The organism is Antrihabitans spumae (genome assembly GCF_043944905.1).
Classification (GTDB): Bacteria; Actinomycetota; Actinomycetes; order Mycobacteriales; family Mycobacteriaceae; genus Antrihabitans; species Antrihabitans spumae.
Genome location: NZ_JBIMSN010000024.1, coordinates 16,576 through 34,171 on the forward strand (window position 1 = coordinate 16,576; position 17,596 = coordinate 34,171).

General features: G+C 67.6%; 15 protein-coding genes, 2 tRNA genes and 1 pseudogene. 12 read left to right on the plus strand and 6 right to left on the minus strand.

Going from position 1 to position 17,596, the window contains the following annotated elements; translation table 11 throughout:
* Positions 1–76: 76 nt before the first annotated feature.
* The 12 genes and pseudogenes from ACHIRB_RS05505 to ACHIRB_RS05560 form a co-directional block, all read left to right on the plus strand.
* Entirely contained in the window at positions 77–343 is a 267-nt protein-coding gene (locus ACHIRB_RS05505) for a DUF6112 family protein (RefSeq protein WP_395125652.1), read from the plus strand.
* Between the two features lie 187 nt (positions 344–530).
* Positions 531–851: a DUF6112 family protein gene (locus tag ACHIRB_RS05510; RefSeq protein WP_417282115.1), complete on the plus strand. Its 321-nt coding sequence runs from the start codon at positions 531–533 to the stop codon at positions 849–851.
* A gap of 103 nt (positions 852–954) precedes the next feature.
* Positions 955–2,301, plus strand: a complete 1,347-nt coding sequence (locus tag ACHIRB_RS05515; protein WP_395125651.1) for a conjugal transfer protein TrbL — start codon at positions 955–957, stop codon at positions 2,299–2,301.
* 6 nt (positions 2,302–2,307) lie between these two features.
* Complete coding sequence (locus ACHIRB_RS05520; protein ID WP_395125650.1) at positions 2,308–3,780, plus strand: SCO6880 family protein; 1,473 nt, start codon at positions 2,308–2,310, stop codon at positions 3,778–3,780.
* A 101-nt stretch (positions 3,781–3,881) separates the two neighbouring features.
* Positions 3,882–5,093: a hypothetical protein gene (locus ACHIRB_RS05525; RefSeq protein ID WP_395125649.1), complete on the plus strand. Its 1,212-nt coding sequence runs from the start codon at positions 3,882–3,884 to the stop codon at positions 5,091–5,093.
* Complete coding sequence (locus ACHIRB_RS05530) at positions 5,090–6,577, plus strand: ATP-binding protein (protein WP_395125648.1); 1,488 nt, start codon at positions 5,090–5,092, stop codon at positions 6,575–6,577. Before ACHIRB_RS05525 ends, ACHIRB_RS05530 begins: the two co-directional genes overlap by 4 nt.
* Complete coding sequence (locus ACHIRB_RS05535; protein WP_395125647.1) at positions 6,574–7,146, plus strand: hypothetical protein; 573 nt, start codon at positions 6,574–6,576, stop codon at positions 7,144–7,146. The genes ACHIRB_RS05530 and ACHIRB_RS05535 overlap by 4 nt, the downstream gene beginning before the upstream one ends.
* Positions 7,143–8,930, plus strand: a complete 1,788-nt coding sequence (locus ACHIRB_RS05540; RefSeq protein ID WP_395125646.1) for a type IV secretory system conjugative DNA transfer family protein — start codon at positions 7,143–7,145, stop codon at positions 8,928–8,930. Before ACHIRB_RS05535 ends, ACHIRB_RS05540 begins: the two co-directional genes overlap by 4 nt.
* Positions 8,931–9,009: 79 nt before the next feature.
* A complete protein-coding gene (locus ACHIRB_RS05545) occupies positions 9,010–9,453 on the plus strand; it encodes a single-stranded DNA-binding protein (RefSeq protein WP_395117386.1) in 444 nt (147 codons plus the stop codon).
* Between the two features lie 19 nt (positions 9,454–9,472).
* Positions 9,473–10,045 carry a hypothetical protein gene (locus ACHIRB_RS05550; protein ID WP_395117384.1) on the plus strand — a complete coding sequence of 191 codons (573 nt, stop codon included), beginning with the start codon at positions 9,473–9,475 and terminating at the stop codon, positions 10,043–10,045.
* Positions 10,042–10,284, plus strand: coding sequence for a hypothetical protein (locus ACHIRB_RS05555; RefSeq protein WP_395117382.1), 243 nt, complete (start codon positions 10,042–10,044; stop codon positions 10,282–10,284). The genes ACHIRB_RS05550 and ACHIRB_RS05555 overlap by 4 nt, the downstream gene beginning before the upstream one ends.
* 169 nt (positions 10,285–10,453) lie before the next feature.
* Positions 10,454–11,512, plus strand: a pseudogene (locus ACHIRB_RS05560) (recombinase family protein); the annotation flags it as partial.
* On the opposite strand, the gene ACHIRB_RS05565 reads toward ACHIRB_RS05560, so the two are convergent.
* The 6 genes from ACHIRB_RS05565 to gyrA form a co-directional block, all read right to left on the minus strand.
* Positions 11,423–11,887 (minus strand): hypothetical protein, encoded by a 465-nt coding sequence (locus ACHIRB_RS05565; RefSeq protein ID WP_395125645.1) that lies wholly within the window; start codon positions 11,885–11,887, stop codon positions 11,423–11,425. The pseudogene ACHIRB_RS05560 and the gene ACHIRB_RS05565 overlap by 90 nt on opposite strands.
* Before the next feature lie 223 nt (positions 11,888–12,110).
* Positions 12,111–12,186 (minus strand) — tRNA-Ala (locus tag ACHIRB_RS05570).
* A 45-nt stretch (positions 12,187–12,231) separates the two neighbouring features.
* The gene (locus tag ACHIRB_RS05575; protein WP_233530165.1) at positions 12,232–12,342 is read right to left on the minus strand and encodes a DLW-39 family protein; all 111 of its coding nucleotides are present in this window, start codon (positions 12,340–12,342) and stop codon (positions 12,232–12,234) included.
* A gap of 30 nt (positions 12,343–12,372) precedes the next feature.
* Positions 12,373–12,446 (minus strand) — tRNA-Ile (locus ACHIRB_RS05580).
* A gap of 114 nt (positions 12,447–12,560) precedes the next feature.
* Positions 12,561–13,799 (minus strand): DUF3566 domain-containing protein, encoded by a 1,239-nt coding sequence (locus ACHIRB_RS05585; RefSeq protein ID WP_395127625.1) that lies wholly within the window; start codon positions 13,797–13,799, stop codon positions 12,561–12,563.
* Complete coding sequence (gene gyrA / locus ACHIRB_RS05590; RefSeq protein WP_395117376.1) at positions 13,796–17,587, minus strand: intein-containing DNA gyrase subunit A; 3,792 nt, start codon at positions 17,585–17,587, stop codon at positions 13,796–13,798. The genes ACHIRB_RS05585 and gyrA overlap by 4 nt, the downstream gene beginning before the upstream one ends.
* Positions 17,588–17,596: the final 9 nt, after the last annotated feature.

The following is a 17,596-nucleotide window of genomic DNA, read 5'->3' on the forward strand; positions in this document are numbered from 1 at the left end:
CACTTCGATCATCGGACACCACCAGCATCGCGTCTGCTCGCTGCGCCTGCCAGCGACGGGCCGGTGGTGATGCGGCATGAACGTGTTCCCCGACTTCGACGGACTCGGCGGCATCGGCGACCTCCGGGCCGTGATCGGCGCGCTGCTGACTTTCGTGCTGATCGTCGCGGTGCTGATGCTGATCGTCTCCGCGATCGTGTGGGCCATCGCCGCCGCGAACGGCAACCACGCGATGGCCGGCAAAGGCCGCACCGGCGTCTTGGTCGCTCTCGGTGCCGCGGTGCTGGCCGGCGGCGGGGTGGCGTGGATGAACTGGCTGATCGCCCTCGGCGACCAGCTCTGACACCTGCCCGCCGTCATCGTCATCGCCACTGATGCCGTCTCGCCCCCTTGCCGGGCGGGGCGGCATTCGTGTGTGGCGGGCCTCTGAGCACTCGGGCGGGCGCGCGGATGTGCGGGCGCACCTGACACGTGAACCCGTCCGTGTTCCCCGCCCTCGCCGGCGGGTCCGCATCCGTCAGGAGCCCATCGTGTTCGACCTCGCCACCACCCTTCTCACCGCACCGCTCGTGGTGCCGATGGACATCAACATCGACCCCAACAGCGACGGCCTGCCTGGCATCGCACAGTTGCGCACCATCGTCGGCGCCGTCATGACGGTCGGCCTCATCCTCTCCGTCCTCGCCCTCATCATCAGCGCGATCGTGTGGGGCTTCGGCGCCAACTCCAGCAATCCCCATCTCGCGGGCAGGGGCAAGATCGGCGTCCTCGTCTCCTGCGGAGCCGCCGTGATCTGCGGCGCATCGGTGACGCTCATCAACTTCTTCTGGAACGTCGGCCAGCGGGTCTGAACACCCATCCATACGTCAGGAAGTAGGTCTTGTGATGGGTGTCTGCGACGTCCCTGTCATCTCCTCCGTCTGCGATGCAGTCGGTGAAGGTGCGGCCAGTCTGGTGGCCGCGCCGTTCGACTGGCTAGCCCAAGCGATGGGCGCCGCCGCGGGGTGGCTGTTCGAGGCCGTCTGGAGCGTGTTCGACACCACCACCCTCGTGGACGTCACCAGCGAGGAGTACGTGGCGGTCTACAACATCCTGTTCGGCATCGCCGTGTTCGTGATGCTGATCTTCTTCTGCCTCCAGCTCATCACCGGCCTCATCAGACGCGACCCCACCGCCCTCTCCCGAGCCGCGTTGGGGTTGGCGAAATCGGTGCTCGGGTCGTTCGTGGTCATCACCCTGACCGCCTTGTTGTTGGAGCTTGTCGATCAACTCTGCATCGGGATCATCCAGGCCGCCGGGGAGACCACCGAGAGCATGGGCGACAAGATCGCCCTGCTCGCCGCCGGCCTCGTCGGAATCAACATCGCCGCCCCCGGCGTCGGCGCGATCATCACGATCTTCCTCGCCGGACTCGCCATCGCCGCCGCCGCGATCGTCTGGCTCTCCCTGCTGGTGCGCAAGGCGCTGCTGCTGGTGGCGATCGTGTTCGCCCCGCTGGCGTTCTCCGGCGCCTCCTGGGACGCCAGCCGGGGGTGGATCAGCAAGTGGGCCATGTTCGTCATCGCCCTGATCTGCTCCAAGCTCGTCCTGGTCGTGATGTTCCTCGTCGCCATCACCCAAGTCAGCGCACCCATCGACGGAGACCTGGCCTCGGTGGCCGACCCGATCGCCGGGATCGTGCTCATGGCGATGGCCGCCTTCGCGCCGTACCTGACGTACAAGTTCATCGCGTTCGTCGGGTTCGACATGTACCACGCCATCGGCTCCGAGCAGGACGCGAAGAACGCCCTCAACCGTCCCGTCCCGGTTCCCTCCAAGCCCGGCGGCAACGGCGGGAGCGAGCCGAAGAAGGTCCTCGACGGCAACGACGGCGGAACCGACGGGGGCGGTGGGAAGAAGCCGCCGGAGCCGAAGAACCCTGCACCAGCGTCCTCCAACGGCACGGCTGGCGCAGGCGGCAGCACCGCCGCCGGCAGCTCCGCAGGAGCCGGCGCGGGTGGCGGGGCCGGAGCGGGCGCTGGGGCTGGTGCAGCGGCTGGGCCGACGGCGGCTGCGGTGGTGGCCGCGAAGGTCGCCAAGGACGCCGCCACGGCAGGCCCAAAGGCCGGCAAGGCCCTCGGTCACCAGGGTGAGAGCGCCGCCGACTCCGCGGGCCAGACCGGCACCGCCGCGCAGGCGCCGCCGCCCTCGGCGCCGGCTCCCAAGACGCCCTCCGCGGGTCCCACGGGGCCGTCGCAGGCGGAGTCGCAGCCACCGAAGCAGCCCCCGCCGCCGGCACCGAAGCCGACCGGAAAGGAGTAGTCCGCTATGTCCGCGAAGCAGACCGAGCCCGCAGCGTCGTCGGGTGAGCTGGTGCCGGTGAAGTTCTCCCGCCTCACCCGCCACGGCATACTCCTGGGGTTGTCGCTGGCGCAGCTCATCACCCTCGCCATCGGCGTCCTGTCAGTGGTCGGTGCCCTGTACGCGGGTGGCGGCATCCTGCTCGCATACACCGCCCCCGTCTGGGTGATCGCCGCCTGCATGACGTGGATACCCGTCGCCGGGCGGCCGGCGGTGGAGTGGCTGCCGGTCGCGTGCTGGTGGCTCTGGCGCACCACCGGCGGACAGCTCCTCTACCGCCGCCGCGTCGTGAAGCCCCGGCCGGTGGGCACGCTCGCGCTGCCCGGCGACATAGCGAGACTCAGGGAGTACACCGACCCCGAGACCGGGGCCGGGATGATCCACGACCCCACCGCCAGCACGCTGACGGTGGTCTGCGAGGTCACCCACCCTGCCTTCGTGCTCCTCGATCCCGGCGAGCAGGAACGACGGGTCACCTCCTGGGGTCGCGTCCTCGCGACCGTGTGCCGCTCCGGGCGGATCGCGACCTTGCAGGTGCTGGAGCGGACGCTGCCGGACTCCGGCACCGGACTCGCGGAATGGTGGGAAGCCCACGGCACCGCCGACGACACCTGGGCCGCGACCACCTACGCCGAGCTGATCGACCGCGCCGGTCCCGCCGGCGAGAGGCACGCGACCACCCTGTCTCTCGCGTTGGACATGAACGCCAGCGCCAGGCAGATCAGGACCGCCGGCGGCGGCCTACGCGGCGCCGCCGCGGTGCTGCGGCAAGAGATGAACACCCTGGTCGCCGCGCTGCGCTCTGCGGATCTGTCACCCTCCGGGTGGCTCACGCCGGGGCAGATCGCGGTGATCCTCCGTAGCGCGTATGACCCGGCGATCGCCGCGACCCTGGAGCGCCACGGCCAGCTCGGGCAGTCCCTCGCCACCGCAGGCCCGGTCGCGGTCAACGAGTCCTGGTCGCGGCTGCGCACCGACTCGGCCCACCATGCGGTGCTGTGGGTCTCGGAGTGGCCGCGGTCGCTGGTGTATCCGGGGTTCCTGTCCCCGGTCCTGCTCTCGACGGGGATTCAGCGGTCGTTCTCGTTGCTGTGCACGCCGATGCGCTCTGACCAAGCTGCCCGCGACATCCGGAAGAAGAAGGTCGAGCACATCTCCGACCAGGCGCAGCGGGCCAAGATCGGGCAGATCGAGGACGCCGCCCAGACCGCGGAGTACCACGACGTGCTCCAACAGGAAGCCGACCTCACCGCCGGCCACGGCGTCCTGCGCTACACCGGCCTCATCGCCGTCTCCGCCCCCACCGTGGAAGAACTCGACGCCGGAGTGGCGGCGATCGAACAGGCCGCCATCCAAGCCTCCTGCGAGACCCGGCTCTTGGTCGGCCAGCAAGCTGCGGCGTTCACCGCCGCCGCCCTCCCGCTCTGCCGCCGCATCTGACCCGCCCGCCGCGGGCTATTCCGGGCGCATGGGAGTGGTGGTGCACCTGACCGGTGGCCCCCGAATCGCGGGGGTTCTCGCCCTCGTCCAGGGAGGCCGTCATGCCCACGTTCCACGACCCACTCGCCGATACCGCCGAAGCATCCGAGGCGATGCGGGGCCTCGCCCACGCATCCCGCGTGTTCGATGACCCGGCCGACACCTACACCGTGTTCGGCGACCTCGCCGCGACCATGCGATCGCTGCGGCAGGTGCTCGACCAGCTCGCCGCCACCCACCTCGCACACCGAGACCGGGCGCACCACGACGACGGCGACCACCTCGCCGGGGACCGCTCCGCGCTCGCCGCCGCCGACGAGCTGCACCAGGCCGGCACCCTGCTCGAACAGGCCCACGACCGCCTCGACGCGGCGTTCTCCCACTCCGGGCGGATCGCCTGGCACCCCGCACCCGTGACCGGCCTCGACCACGAGACCCCCACGCCGGCAACGACGGCCACCGCTGGTGCGCTAAGGCTGACGGTCTGGTCCGACACCCCGGTGGGTGAGCACCAGCGCTACGCCTACCGGATCACCGACACCACCACCGGGCAGGAACTGGAGGGACGGGACCTGTTCACCGGCGCCGGCCAGCCCGTCGACCCCGACCACGCGATCCGAGACCTCGCGATCTTCCTGTCCGCGGCCGGTGAGGCCCGCCAGTACGCCCTCGACGACCCCGACAGCGAACCCGAGCACGCGGGTCTGTTCCCGGAATGGGCGGGCGAGGCCGCCCGTACCAACGCCGACGCCCTCACCGAGCTGACCGAGCCCACCGAGCAGACGGCTCCAGCCGAGGCATCCCGGCCCGAGCGGCGATGGATCAGCGTGGTGTTCCTCCAAGGCGAGGAAGCCGACCAGGTTCTCGATGTGATCGACCGCGACGGCAACGCCGCAGCGATCGAGCACCTGAAGGGCTGGGACTACGGGGAGGAGACTACCCAGGCGGCGCTGGCGAACGGCTACGTCTACGACAAGCCCCCGACCCGAGCGCTGGACCGGGTGGTCACCGGCAAGGACGGCTACACCCTCACCTACAACCCGTTCGCCGGACACGTCAGCCTCCTGCGCGAGCACCACACCCCGCCAGCCGACGCCCTCGAAGACCCCGCCGTGGTGACGGCGCGTGAGGCGATCGCCGGGATCGGCACCCCCACACCTGAACCGGAAGCGAGACAGGCGGCGTCCGTGCGGTCGCGCAGAGCGCCCGATCCGTCGTGGTTCGAGCATCCCGGCGTCGCCGCGGTGAAGCAGTCCCGAGGACTCTCGCTGTGAACGCGAGTGAGCCCGAGCGGCTGCACACCTCCGTCCTTGTCGCCCCCGCCGCCGAACGGCGCCGACTGCGCAAGCAACGCCGCCAAGCGGCCGCCCACCTTCAAGCCGAGCAACGCCAGGCGGAGAAGCAGGCGGCGCGAGCGAAGGCCGAAGCCGAACGAGCCGAACGGCGCGCAACCACCTACCTGCCGGCGGCCGGCGAGCCTGGACCGGCCGCGCTCAGGTCGCCGGGCCGGTTCCGACTGCCCCGCCACCAAGACACCAGCGCGACATTGGCGGGGGCGTATCCGTTCGTCGCCGAAGGCGGCCTGGGCTCCGATGGGGTGTTCGTCGGCCAGGACCTCTACTCCGGCGGATCGTTCGTCTACGACCCCTGGGTCTTGTATGCCCGCGGGATCATCACCGCACCCAACATCGTCCTGGCCGGGATCGTAGGCTCCGGCAAGTCTTCCCTCGCCAAGTCGCTTTACACCCGGTCGTTGCCGTTCGGCCGCCGCGTGTATGTGCCGGGTGATCCGAAGGGCGAGCACACCGCCGTGGCCGAAGCGGTCGGCGGGCGGGCGATTGTCTTGGGCCACGGACTTCGCACGAGGCTGAATCCGCTCGATGAAGGGCACCGCCCGAGTGGTCTCTCGGATGAGCAATGGGCCTCCACCGTTTCGTCCCGGCGTCGTGACCTGATCGGCGCCCTTGCCGAGACCGTGCTCGCGCGCGGGTTGACGCCGTTGGAGCACACCGCGATTGACCTCGCGTTGACTGCGACGGTGCGGGAGAACGACGTGCCGATCCTGCCCACCGTGGTCGATCACATCCTCACCCCAACCGATGATCCGGACGGCCGCCTCGCGGAGGACGGTCGGCTCGTCGGCCACGCCCTACGCCGCCTCGTCGCCGGAGACCTCGGCGGCCTCTTCGACGGCCCGAGCACCGTCGCCTTCGACCCGTCGTTGCCGATGATCAGTCTCGACCTGTCGCGGGTGACAGAGAACAGCACGCTGATTTCGGTGCTGATGACGTGTTCGTCGGCGTGGATGGAATCGGCGCTACTCGACCCCAATGGTGGGCAGCGGTGGGTGATCTACGACGAAGCCTGGCGTCTCATGTCCCACCCCGCCCTGCTACGGCGCATGGACGCGCACTGGCGTCTCGCTCGCCATTACGGGATCGCGAACATGCTCATCTTCCACAAGCTCACCGACCTCGACAACGTCGGCGATCAGGGCTCGGCCATGCGGTCCCTCGCCAACTCCTTGTTGGCGAACGCGGAGACGAGGATCGTCTACCGGCAGGAGTCCGACCAGCTCGGCCCCACCGCCGCCGCGCTCGGTCTGACTGGGACCGAGCAGAAGCTCCTCCCCACCCTCGGCGTCGGACAGGGGCTGTGGAAGATCAAGTCCAGGAGCTTCATTTCGCAACACCAGCTCCATCCCGTCGAGCTGGAACTGTTCCGGACCGATGCCCGCTACCTGGGCGGTCAGTCATGAGCGGCCGCAACCCGCTGCACCGCACCACGTCCCAGCAGCCCGACGAGACACCGGTGGTGCTGCCACACGTCGTCATCGCCGTCGCCGAGAACGGCGCCCTGGACGGCACGCCGTTCCCACCACCTGCCGCGGGCTCAGAGTGGACACGGGGCACCTTCGGGCCGCTGCTGGACGCGGTGACCAAGGACCGCACCATCGCCGTGCGGATCGAGGTCCGCGAGGTCGACGGGACCGTGTTCACCGACCTCATCCGCTCCCGCAAACCCGCCCCACCCTCACCACCCGACGACGATCCGGCAGGGCCGGGGACGCGGCGGGTACGCCGCGCCAAGCACACCAGGCAGCACGAGTCGTCGCCGGTGCTGGTCGAGGTCACCGGGGACGGGTTCGTGCCCGGTGAGGACATCGCCGTCGCCGTCATCGTCTCCCACACCGACACCACCGGCACCGGGGCCGCGCGCGCACTGCTCGACCAGCGCCAGCTCGATACCGTGTTGGCCGAGGGTTCCGCCGAGGTGGTGCTGTACGGGCGCATCTCCGGCACCATCACGGTTCGGCGTGTGCCGTGAGCAGCCCGCAGGGCCGACAGACCGGCTCGTTCGGGGACGAGCTGACCAACGCCGCCCTGATCGGGCTGGTCGGCATGTTCGGCGTCGCGCTCATCCTGCGCGCTGCCGGCAGCGTGGCCGCGTTCCTCACAGGCACCGCCCAACCCGCCGCGGGACCGGCGTCCGGACTCGGGGTGCTGTTCAACCCCGGCAACCCGGCTGCCGCGCTCGACGCCGCCGGGCTGAACCCGGTCGTCTACTGGATCGTCACCGCCCTGCTGCTCATCGGTCTCTGCGCCAGTGTCGGGTGGGTGTGGGTGCGGCTGTGCCGCCACACCCGCAAGGCTGAGACCGACCCCCGCCGGCTCGCCGGGACCGCCACCGGCCACGAGGTCAAGACCACCGCCTCGGGCAAAGCGCTGCTACGACGAGCCGGCACCCTGCGACCCTCACTCGACCAGCCATCGCCCGCCGATGTCGGCTACCTGCTGGGCCGTTCCAAGGGCGCTCAGGTGTGGGCGTCGGTGGAGGACTCGATCCTGCTGCTCGGCCCGCCGCGCTCGGGCAAGGGCCTGCACGTGGTCATCAACGCCATCTTGGATGCGCCCGGTGCTGTGGTCACCACCTCGACGCGGCCGGACAACCTCACCGCCACCCTCCGCGCCCGGCAACGCGAGGGCCGGCCGGTGGGGATGTTCGATCCCCAGCGCCTCGCCGAAGGCGTCCCCGCCGGGCTGCGCTGGTCCCCGGTCCGCGGGTGCGAAGACCCGCTGACGGCGATGATCCGCGCCACCGGCCTCGCCTCCGCCACCGGACTCTCAGCCGGTGGGGTGGAGTCTGGCGGGTTCTGGGAGGGCAAGACCCGCACCGCGCTCCAAGCGCTGCTGCACGCCGCAGCCCTGGATCGTCGGCCGCCGGCGGAGCTGTTCCGGTGGACCCTGGACCCCTCCATCGCCGCCGAAGCCGTCGCCGTCCTCACCAACCACCCGAACGCAGCGGTGGGGTGGGCCGACTCGCTCGGAGCGATGATCGACGCCGACCCCAAGACCCGCGACTCCATCTGGCAAGGCGTCTCCCTCGCGCTCTCCGCCCTGGCCGACCCGCGCGTCCTGGACGCTGTCACCCCACGAGCTGGCGAGGACTTCGACCCCGAAGCGTTCCTCACCCAGCGCGGCACGCTGTATCTCCTCGCGACCGGGGCGGGGGCCGGAGCGTCCGCGGCCCTGGTCGCGGCGTTCGTGGAAGACCTCGTGGAAGCCGCCCGCCGCCTCGCCGCCCGCTCACCCGGTGCCCGCCTCGACCCGCCACTGCTGCTCGCCTTGGATGAGATCGGCAACCTCTCACTGTTGCCCTCGCTGCCGACACTGATGGCCGAGGGCGGCGGCACCGGCATCACCTGCCTCCCCGTGCTCCAGTCGCTCGCCCAGGCCAGGGAGAAGTGGGGCGACAACGCCGCCGGCGCGATCTGGGACGCCTCCATCGTCAAGATCATCCTCGGCGGCGCCTCCAACTCCCGCGACCTCCAAGACCTCAGCTCGCTGATCGGCGAACGGGACGAGTACACCGATTCGGTGACCCTGGGTGATCACGGCACCAGGTCGAACCAACGGTCGGTGCGCCGGGTGCCGATCCTGCCGCCCGACCGCATCCGCACCCTGCCCTTCGGCACCGGCATCACCCTCCTCCGTAGTGCGCCGCCGATCGTGACCGACCTGCGCGCCTGGCCCGCCCGCCCCGACGCCTCCCAGCTCGGCAGGGACCGCGCGGCCATAGAGGCACTGCTACGGCGCCCGGCGGCCACCTGACGCAGGGAACAGTCGTGCACCTGCCTGACGTGAGCGGCCCTGATCGGCGGGGTCGCGTGAGTGTCAGGAGGAGAGTCCGATGGCTATTCAGACTCAGCAGTCGTTCTCGGGGTTCGTGGCGTCCGACCCGCAGCTCACCCGGACCGAGAACGGCGATGCCCGGCTGTACATGAAGGTCGGCAAGGAGCACTACCGGCAGGAGCAGGACGGGTCGTTCACGCAGTTGGAGACTACTTTCCACAACCTGGTCGCGTTCAAGGCCGCCGCCGAGCAGGGCCACGAGCGCCTGGCGAAGGGCGACAAGATCATCGCCGAAGGCTATGTCCGCGAGTACAGCTACCAGCGCGACGGGCAGAACGTCGAGGGTGAGGAGTTCGTCGCCCGCCGGCTCGGCCACGACATGGCCCGCACCCGCTACGACGTCGACCGCACGCCCCGACGCACCGCTCCCGAGCGTGACGCGGCGGCGTTCACCACGCCCGCGCGCGCCACCGCCCAGTCGGCTCCGGCCGTGAGCATGTGACCGGGAGGGGTTGGCGACGATGGATGAGTACACGCCCGAGCCTGACGAGCCCGACCACTTCGACCCGGACGATGAGCCCGACACCGCAGTGGACGACGGGGCCGAGCCGCCGCACCCAGTGAACTGGAACCTGCTGTCCGCCGACGATCTGGAAGTCGAATGGCTCGCGCTCAACGACTGGGTGGCGTGGCTGCGCCGCACCTACGGACTGCCCGCCAGCGTGGTGCCGCCGTTCTGGCACCGCCACCCCGAACTCGTGTGGGAGCTGTCGGCCCTACATCTGCACTGGCTCGGCGCCTACGACCCCGAGCAGGCCGGGTCCGCGCCGTTCGGCTGGCATCGCGACTTCGCCGACGCCCGGAACCGGCTCCGCGAATGGGTCGCCACCTCCGGTACCCGCCTGGACCGCGACCGCCCCACCCGCCAGACCACGTGGCCCGGCGAGGAACCGGCTCCACCTGTGGAGGACGTGTTGATCGCCGATCGTGCGGAGGACTTCGTGCAGTTCGTGTTCGAGCAGGTCGAGGCCCGCCGCGAGGCCGAGGAGGCGTTCTTCCGCACGCTCGGTGAACACACCGGAGGACTCTTATGACCACGCCCCACAACGCCGACCGCGACGAACGGCTACCTGACCGGATGCGCGACTACCGGATCGAGGCCGAGCCGCGGCAGAGCCCGGACCTGCACAAGCTCGCCCAACTGTTCATCGGCATGGCCCGCGCCCGAGCCGAACAGGACCGCCCCAACCCCGCGCCAGACCGCACGCCGCCAGACTCCGGCGCCTGTCGGAGTGCAGGGGTAGAATCTGAGCAGCAAGAAGCCAACGGCTGAACCCGCGCGGTTCGGTCGTGGTGCGCAGTCCTGTTTGGCCTTCGTGGCTTACCCGGCCCGCTCCCTCGGAGCCGCCGGGTCGTGTTTCCCCGTTACGAGTCGCACCGCACCAGCGGTCCCCGCGGCCGCTCGTGCTGGCCCCAACTCACTGGGGAAGGAAACACGACCCATGACCACCACGACCACGACGCAGCAGCCACCCGCCGCCACCGCGCTCGACCGCGTCGGCGAGACCACCACCCTCGCCGTCTCCTACCTACGCGTCTCCACCAAGGAACAAGCATCCAAGGGTGGCCGGGACGAGGGGTTCTCGATCCCCGCGCAGCGCGAGGCGAACCTGCGCAAGGCCCGCGAGCTGAACGCGATCATCACCGAAGAGTTCGTGGACGCCGGTGAGTCCGCCCGCAAGGCCGGCCGGCCCGAGCTGATGCGGATGATCGAGTACGTCAAGACCCACCAGGTCGCCTACTGCATCGTCCACAAGGTCGACCGGCTGGCCCGCAACCGCGCCGACGACGTGACCATCCACCTCGCCCTCAAAGACGCCGGCGTCATGCTCGTCTCCGCGACCGAGAACATCGACGAAACCCCGTCCGGGATGCTGCTGCACGGCATCATGTCCACCATCGCGGAGTTCTACTCCCGCAACCTCGCCAGCGAGGTCTCCAAAGGCATGAACCAGAAAGCACAGGGCGGCGGCACCAACGGCAAGGCCCCGATGGGCTACCTCAACGTCACCCGCCGTGACGAACTCGGCCGCGAAGTCCGCACCGTCGAACTCGACCCCGACCGCGCACCGCTGGTCAAGTGGGCATTCGAGGCCTACGCCACCGGCAATCACTCCACCATCAGCCTGCGCGAAGAACTCATCGACCGAGGCCTGACCACCGTCCCGACACCGAAGCGGCCCTCCAAGCCGCCAGTGCTGTCCACGATCCACAAGATGCTCACCAACCCCTACTACAAGGGCAACGTCCGCTTCCGCGGCGCCAGCTACGACGGCCTGCACGAACCCATCGTCGCCCCCGAAGTCTGGTACCGCGTCCAGGCAGTGCTCACCGCCCACCAGACCTCCGGAGAGAAGACCCAGAGCCACGACCACTACCTCAAAGGCAGCCTCTACTGCGGGCAGTGCGGATCACGCTTGACGCTGACCAACGCCAAGAGTCGGCGCGGCGTCATCTACCCCTACTTCATGTGCACCGGCCGACACGCCAAGCGCACCAACTGCGAACGCAAGTCCATGTTCGTGCCCGACATCGAAGCCGCCGTCGAAGACCACTACCGGCGCGTGCAGATACCCGAGCACGTCCTGCCTGCGCTCCGCGAGCTGGTCACCAGCGAGTTCGACCGACTCCACCAGGCCGCCAAGCACGAGGCCCAGGGATACAAGGCCGAACGCGACGCGCTCCGTGACGAACGGACCAAGCTCATGCAGGCCCACTACGCCGGAGCCGTCCCCCTCGACCTCCTCGCGAGCGAGCAGGACCGCATCGCTCGGCGGCTCGCGTTCCTCGACGCACAGATCAACGCCGGAGACGTCGAGTACGAGCAGGCCAAAGCGCATCTGGCCGACTGCCTCGCCCTCGCAGGCGACATGCACGCCATCTACATGAGCATCGACGACTCGCTACGCCGGATCGCCAACCAAGCCTTCTTCGACAAGCTCATCGTCACCGACGACGACACCATCCACAGCGAACCCGGCATCCCGTTCAACGTGTTCCTCAACCCGGACGTCCAGACCCTCGCCCTCCGCCGGCAAGGACGGAAGGCGGAGTCTGGAACTCAAACCGGTGATGTCGCTGGTTTGAACAACGACCTTCTGGTGGAGCCTAGGAGATTCGAACTCCTGACATCTGCCTTGCAAAGGCAGCGCTCTACCAACTGAGCTAAGGCCCCGAACGGGTCGATATTGACTTGTACTTACCGGCCCGAGTCGATCGGTCAGTGCTGCGTGGCTTCGTGCCAGACATCCGCACCACTCTGCTTGGAACGCAGCTTGGTGAGTCCGAACAACACAGCCACCGTGACACCTAGGAGCAGAAGGAGTTTCATGTCTTCCACCCTAACTTCTCGTCTCGGTAGTGGGCCTAGGAGGACTTGAACCTCCGACCTCTTCGTTATCAGCGAAGCGCTCTAACCGCCTGAGCTATAGGCCCGTGAACCTCGGAACCGGGGTGAAAATCCCACCCTGGACCGAGGCACGAGATTACCGTACGGGACCGGCGATAACCAAAACGGCCGGGTTCTCCGTGACCGGAACCAGCCCGGATCTAGTCCGGATCGGCCAGCGTGACCTCGATACCGCCGACCAGATCCGAGCATTGGTTGTAGATAAACGATCCGATCGTGGCCAACGCAGTGAAAAGCACCACATTGATCAGCCCGATACCCGCTGCGTAGCCGAAGATCTGGCCCGCACTGACAAGTCCATCGGAGCTGGAATCGGAGACGATATCGGTGAACGCGTTGTTGAGCCGATCCCACACGCCCATGCCCGCAAGCACGATGTAGAGCAGACCGACCGCGACCATCCAGATGAAGAACAGCGCGACCGAGATGACCAGCGTCACCTTGAGCGTCGACCAGGGATCGATGCGGCGAAGCTGAACCGTCGCGCGCAGTGGTGTGCCATCACCAACGGCGACCGCAGCACCTGCCGGCTGCAACGCTGGGGCACTCGCCTCCTGCGGTAGCGGATGCCGCACCTCGGACAGATCTGGCATGTCCTTGGCCAACTCGGGCCGAGCGATGCTGCGGGTCGGACCGTCGATCGCATCCGACTTCGACTTGGCTGCTTCCTTGCGCTGCGACTTGGCTTCCTCGACCTGATCGCGTCCTACCTGCGGAGCACCGACGGGCGGCCTACCGACAACCGGTGCCTCGCCGGGACGGTTGAGGTTCGACTGCGGCTCACGCTGCGGAGCGCGCTGCCACGGCGGCGTCGATGAGTGGTTGTGCCCGTTCTGCACCTTCGCCGTCACAGCCGACGGATCGACGTTCTTGCCGTCTTGACGCTGTTCCGGAACCGGCCGACCGCCGCGGGTCGGCGGACCCTGATGCTGCGGCGGCTCGAAGTTCGCGGGCCGCACCTGCGTTGTGTCGGCCGGACGCGAAGCCGGCTGGCCCGCATTCGGCTGCTGATTGGTTGGCTGGGGAACGAGCGGCTGACGCGTCGGCAGCTTCGGTTGGTGACCCGGCTGGCCCTGACCTTGCGGATTCGAGCCCTGCGGATTCGGGCCCGACGACACCGGCGGAGGCGTTGTCGTCCGCTGCTGATCGACAGCAGGCATCGCCTGCGTCGACGGCTGCTGCTGCGGATTCGATGGAATCGGCCGCGGCAACGGGCGCGGCTGCAACGGCTGCCGTACCCGTTCGGTCACAGATTCAGGGGCAACACGATCCTGTGCCCCCCGCTGCGGCAGAGGTCCCGCAGCCGGACCGTTCACAGGCTCGGATCGGCGAGGCTCGCCGGGTCCGCGCGGGTCGTCGGGATGGTCAGGAGTACTCACTTGGGCTCCTTGGCTCCGTCTGTGGCGGCCGGAACCTCGTCCGGCTCATCGGCGTTGCGGGCAATCGCGAGCAAGGTATCCCCTTCGCCGAGATTCATCAGTCGCACACCCTTGGTCTGTCGGCCTGCCTTGCGAACCTGCTTGGCAGCAGTGCGAATAACTCCGCCGCCCGAGGTTATCGCGTAGAGCTCGTCGTCGTCGTTCACGATAAGCGCTCCGACCAGAGTGCCACGCCGTTTGTCGTACTGAATCGTGAGGACGCCCTTGCCGCCACGACCCTGCACAGGGTAGTCGTCCATCGGCGTTCTCTTGGCGTAGCCGCCGTTGGTGGCGACGAGAAGATACATACCTTCCTGCACGACATTCAGCGACAGCAACTGATCTTCGCCGTTGAAACGCATGCCCTGGACACCGGAGGTCGCGCGACCCATCGGACGTAGCGCCTCGTCGGTCGCGGAGAAGCGAATCGACTGACCCAACGCCGAGACGAGCAGCAGGTCGTCGTCCGCGGAACACAGCGACGCTCCGACCAGTTCGTCTTCACCGCGCAGGTTCACCGCGACGATGCCGCCGCTGCGGTTGGAGTCGAAGTCGGTCAACTTCGACTTCTTCACCAGACCCGCGCGGGTGGCAAGGACCAGGTAGGGCGCGTCCTCGTAGGTCTTGAGCTGGATGACCTGTGCGATGCGCTCGTCCGGCTGGAATGCGAGGAGGTTCGCGACATGCTGACCACGTGCGGTCCGACTTGCCTCGGGCAGCTCGTATGCCTTCGCGCGGTAGACCCGGCCCTTCGTGGTGAAGAACAGAATCCAGTCGTGCGTGGAGCTGACGAAGAAGTGCTTGACGATGTCGTCCTGCTTGAGGCCTGCACCCTGCACACCCTTGCCGCCACGCTTCTGTGAGCGGTAGAGGTCGGTCTTGGTCCGCTTCGCGTAGCCCGTTTCGGTGATCGTGACGACCACATCTTCGCGGGCGATCAGATCTTCGTCGGCGACGTCACCGTCTGCGGCGATTATGCGGGTCCGGCGGTCGTCGCCGTACTTCTCGACGATCTCGGCGAGCTCGTCGTGGACGATCTTCCGCTGCCGTTCCGGCCTCGCGAGAATGTCCTTGAGGTCGGTGATCTCGAGCTCGATCTCAGCCAACTGGTCGACGATCTTCTGTCGCTCGAGAGCAGCAAGTCGACGCAACTGCATGTCGAGGATGGCGGTGGCCTGGATCTCGTCGACGTCGAGCAGTTCCATCAATCCGACACGAGCGATCTCGGTGGTCTGCGACCGCCGGATCAACGCGATCACTTCGTCGAGCGCATCGAGCGCCTTGACGAGTCCGCGCAAGATGTGTGCGCGTTCCTCGGCCTTACGAAGCAGGTACTTGGTCCGCCGAATGATCACTTCGAGCTGATGGGTGACGTACAGGCGGATCATCTGGTCCAGCCGCAGCGTGCGCGGCACACCGTCGACGATGGACAGCATGTTCACACCGAAGCTGGTTTGCAGCTGGGTGTGCTTGTAGAGGTTGTTCAGCACGACCTTCGCGACGGCGTCACGCTTGATGGTGACGACGATGCGCATGCCGGCACGGTCCGACGACTCGTCGTGAATATCGGAGATTCCGGAGATCTTGCCGTCGCGGACCTGCTCGGCGATGGACGTGATCAGGTTGTCCGGGTTCACCTGGTACGGCAACTCGGTCATCACGATCGTGGTGCGGCCCTTGGCGTCTTCCTCGATTTCGACGACACCACGCATACGAACCGAACCGCGGCCCGTCGTGTACGCGTCGTGAATGCCCTGGCCGCCGACGATCAGGCCGTAGGTCGGGAAGTCCGGGCCCTTCACGTACTCCATGCAGGCTGCGAGCGTTGCCTCTTCGTCGGCCTCGTAATTCTCGAGCGCCCAGTAGATCGCATTGGCAAGTTCGGGCAGATTGTGCGGCGGAATGTTCGTCGCCATACCGACCGCGATGCCGCCGCTGCCGTTCATCAACAGGTTGGGCACACGGCTGGGGAGAACCGTCGGCTCTTGTGTACGGCCGTCGTAGTTGGGAACGAAATCGACTGTCTCATGGTCGATTTCGCGCAACATCTCCATCGCGAGCGGAGTGAGGCGGCACTCGGTGTTGTGGCTTACGAAGCCGTTGGTGATGAAGGCGTGATCGTCTGTGTCGACCCGCAAGCTGTACACAGCTTGTTCTCCGGCTTCGACGACACTGCCGACGGTCGCGTAGTAGAAGCGCCCGTCCGTGAGGTCGGCCGCGATCTCTCGCACATCGGAATCAGTTATGTGAGAGAGGATTTCGTCTCGCCGATGTTCCCATCGCTCGATGCGGTCGACGTTGTGGCGCGAAAGCCAATGCACATTCGTGGAGTCGGATGCACCGTAGGTCCGAACGAACTCGGCGAGGCCGGGCACATAGTCCTTGCTCAGCGACCGTGCAGTGACAGACGGACTGGACGCCTCCGCATCGAGCAGAATTTCAGCCAGTTTGGTTTGCTTTGTTCCGCCGAACCCGATGCGGTCGTAGAACAGTCCTGCATCTCGCCTGTTGGTGACGACGACCTTGTGCTCGCCGGTTGCATGCAGGTAGCGATGGCTGATGACGCCGAACTCGAGCAACAGTTGCTGCACGTCGACGGCGAGGCGCTCGCTTCGGGTCGAATAGGACAACTGAATCGTGTTGCGCGGCAATGCCGAGCACGATCCGTCACCTTCGAACAGCGCACCGAGGAATGCGCGCTTGATTGCTGCCGAGGAGTTCCAGATGAACTCCGGCACGTACTTGTCGGCACTTCGAAGTCCGAGGCAATCAGCGAGGGGCGAGGAGCGCAACGCACCGAGATCCTGGATGTCCAGCTCGTGCAGCAGTGAGCCTGACGCGATCGTTCGATGCGAGAGGTACCGGCGTCCGCCGACGACCACGTCGTAGGCGGCGACAACCTGGTTGAAGAAGTCACGGTCGAGGTTGTTGAAACCGGCCCGGTTCTCCGAAACGAATCCCTCGCTGACGAAGGCACCCAGCAGGAGACCTACTGCCGCTTCGGACCAATCGGGCACGCCGATTTCGTCTGCCGGCACTCGTTGCATTGCGACAACGTCGCCGGGTTCGATCTCTTCCAGCAGTTTCCACAGCAGCGTGGGGACACCTGCGACGTCGACCAGGCAGAGAACCGGGTGGTTTTCGGTACCGGTGACCTGATATCCCTCGCGGGTCTCGAGCGTCATCGTCCGGTGCACGCCCGAGTGGAACAGGGTCTCGGCGCGAACGGGGTCACCGTGGCGATCGAGAACCTTCAGATCGATCTCGTTATCGGTGTTCGGCGCAGCGTCCTTGACGACTTCCGCGATCCGGATCGACTGACCGAGTGGCAGCCGCACCCTCGTGTCACCCGTGACGCAATAACGCATCGCGGCAGCCCCGTCGTTGCCGCGGGAACCGAAGTTGCCCTGGCCGTCGACCAACGGGTACCGCAGCGACCACGGCTGCGCCATACGGACCAACGTGTCGTAGATCGACGCGTCACCGTGGGGGTGATAGTTACCCATCGTCTCGGCGACGGGTCGGGCCGACTTCACGTAGCCGCGATCGGGACGGTAGCCGTTGTCGTACATCGCGTAGAGCACACGGCGGTGAACGGGCTTGAGACCGTCACGCACGTCGGGCAATGCACGCCCGACGATGACGCTCATGGCGTAGTCGATGTAGCTGTTCTGCATCTCCTGCTGGATGTCGACAGGTTCGATGCGGTCCCCGGCGCCGCCTGACGGCGGCAACGTGGTGTCGGTCATGTGCTCACT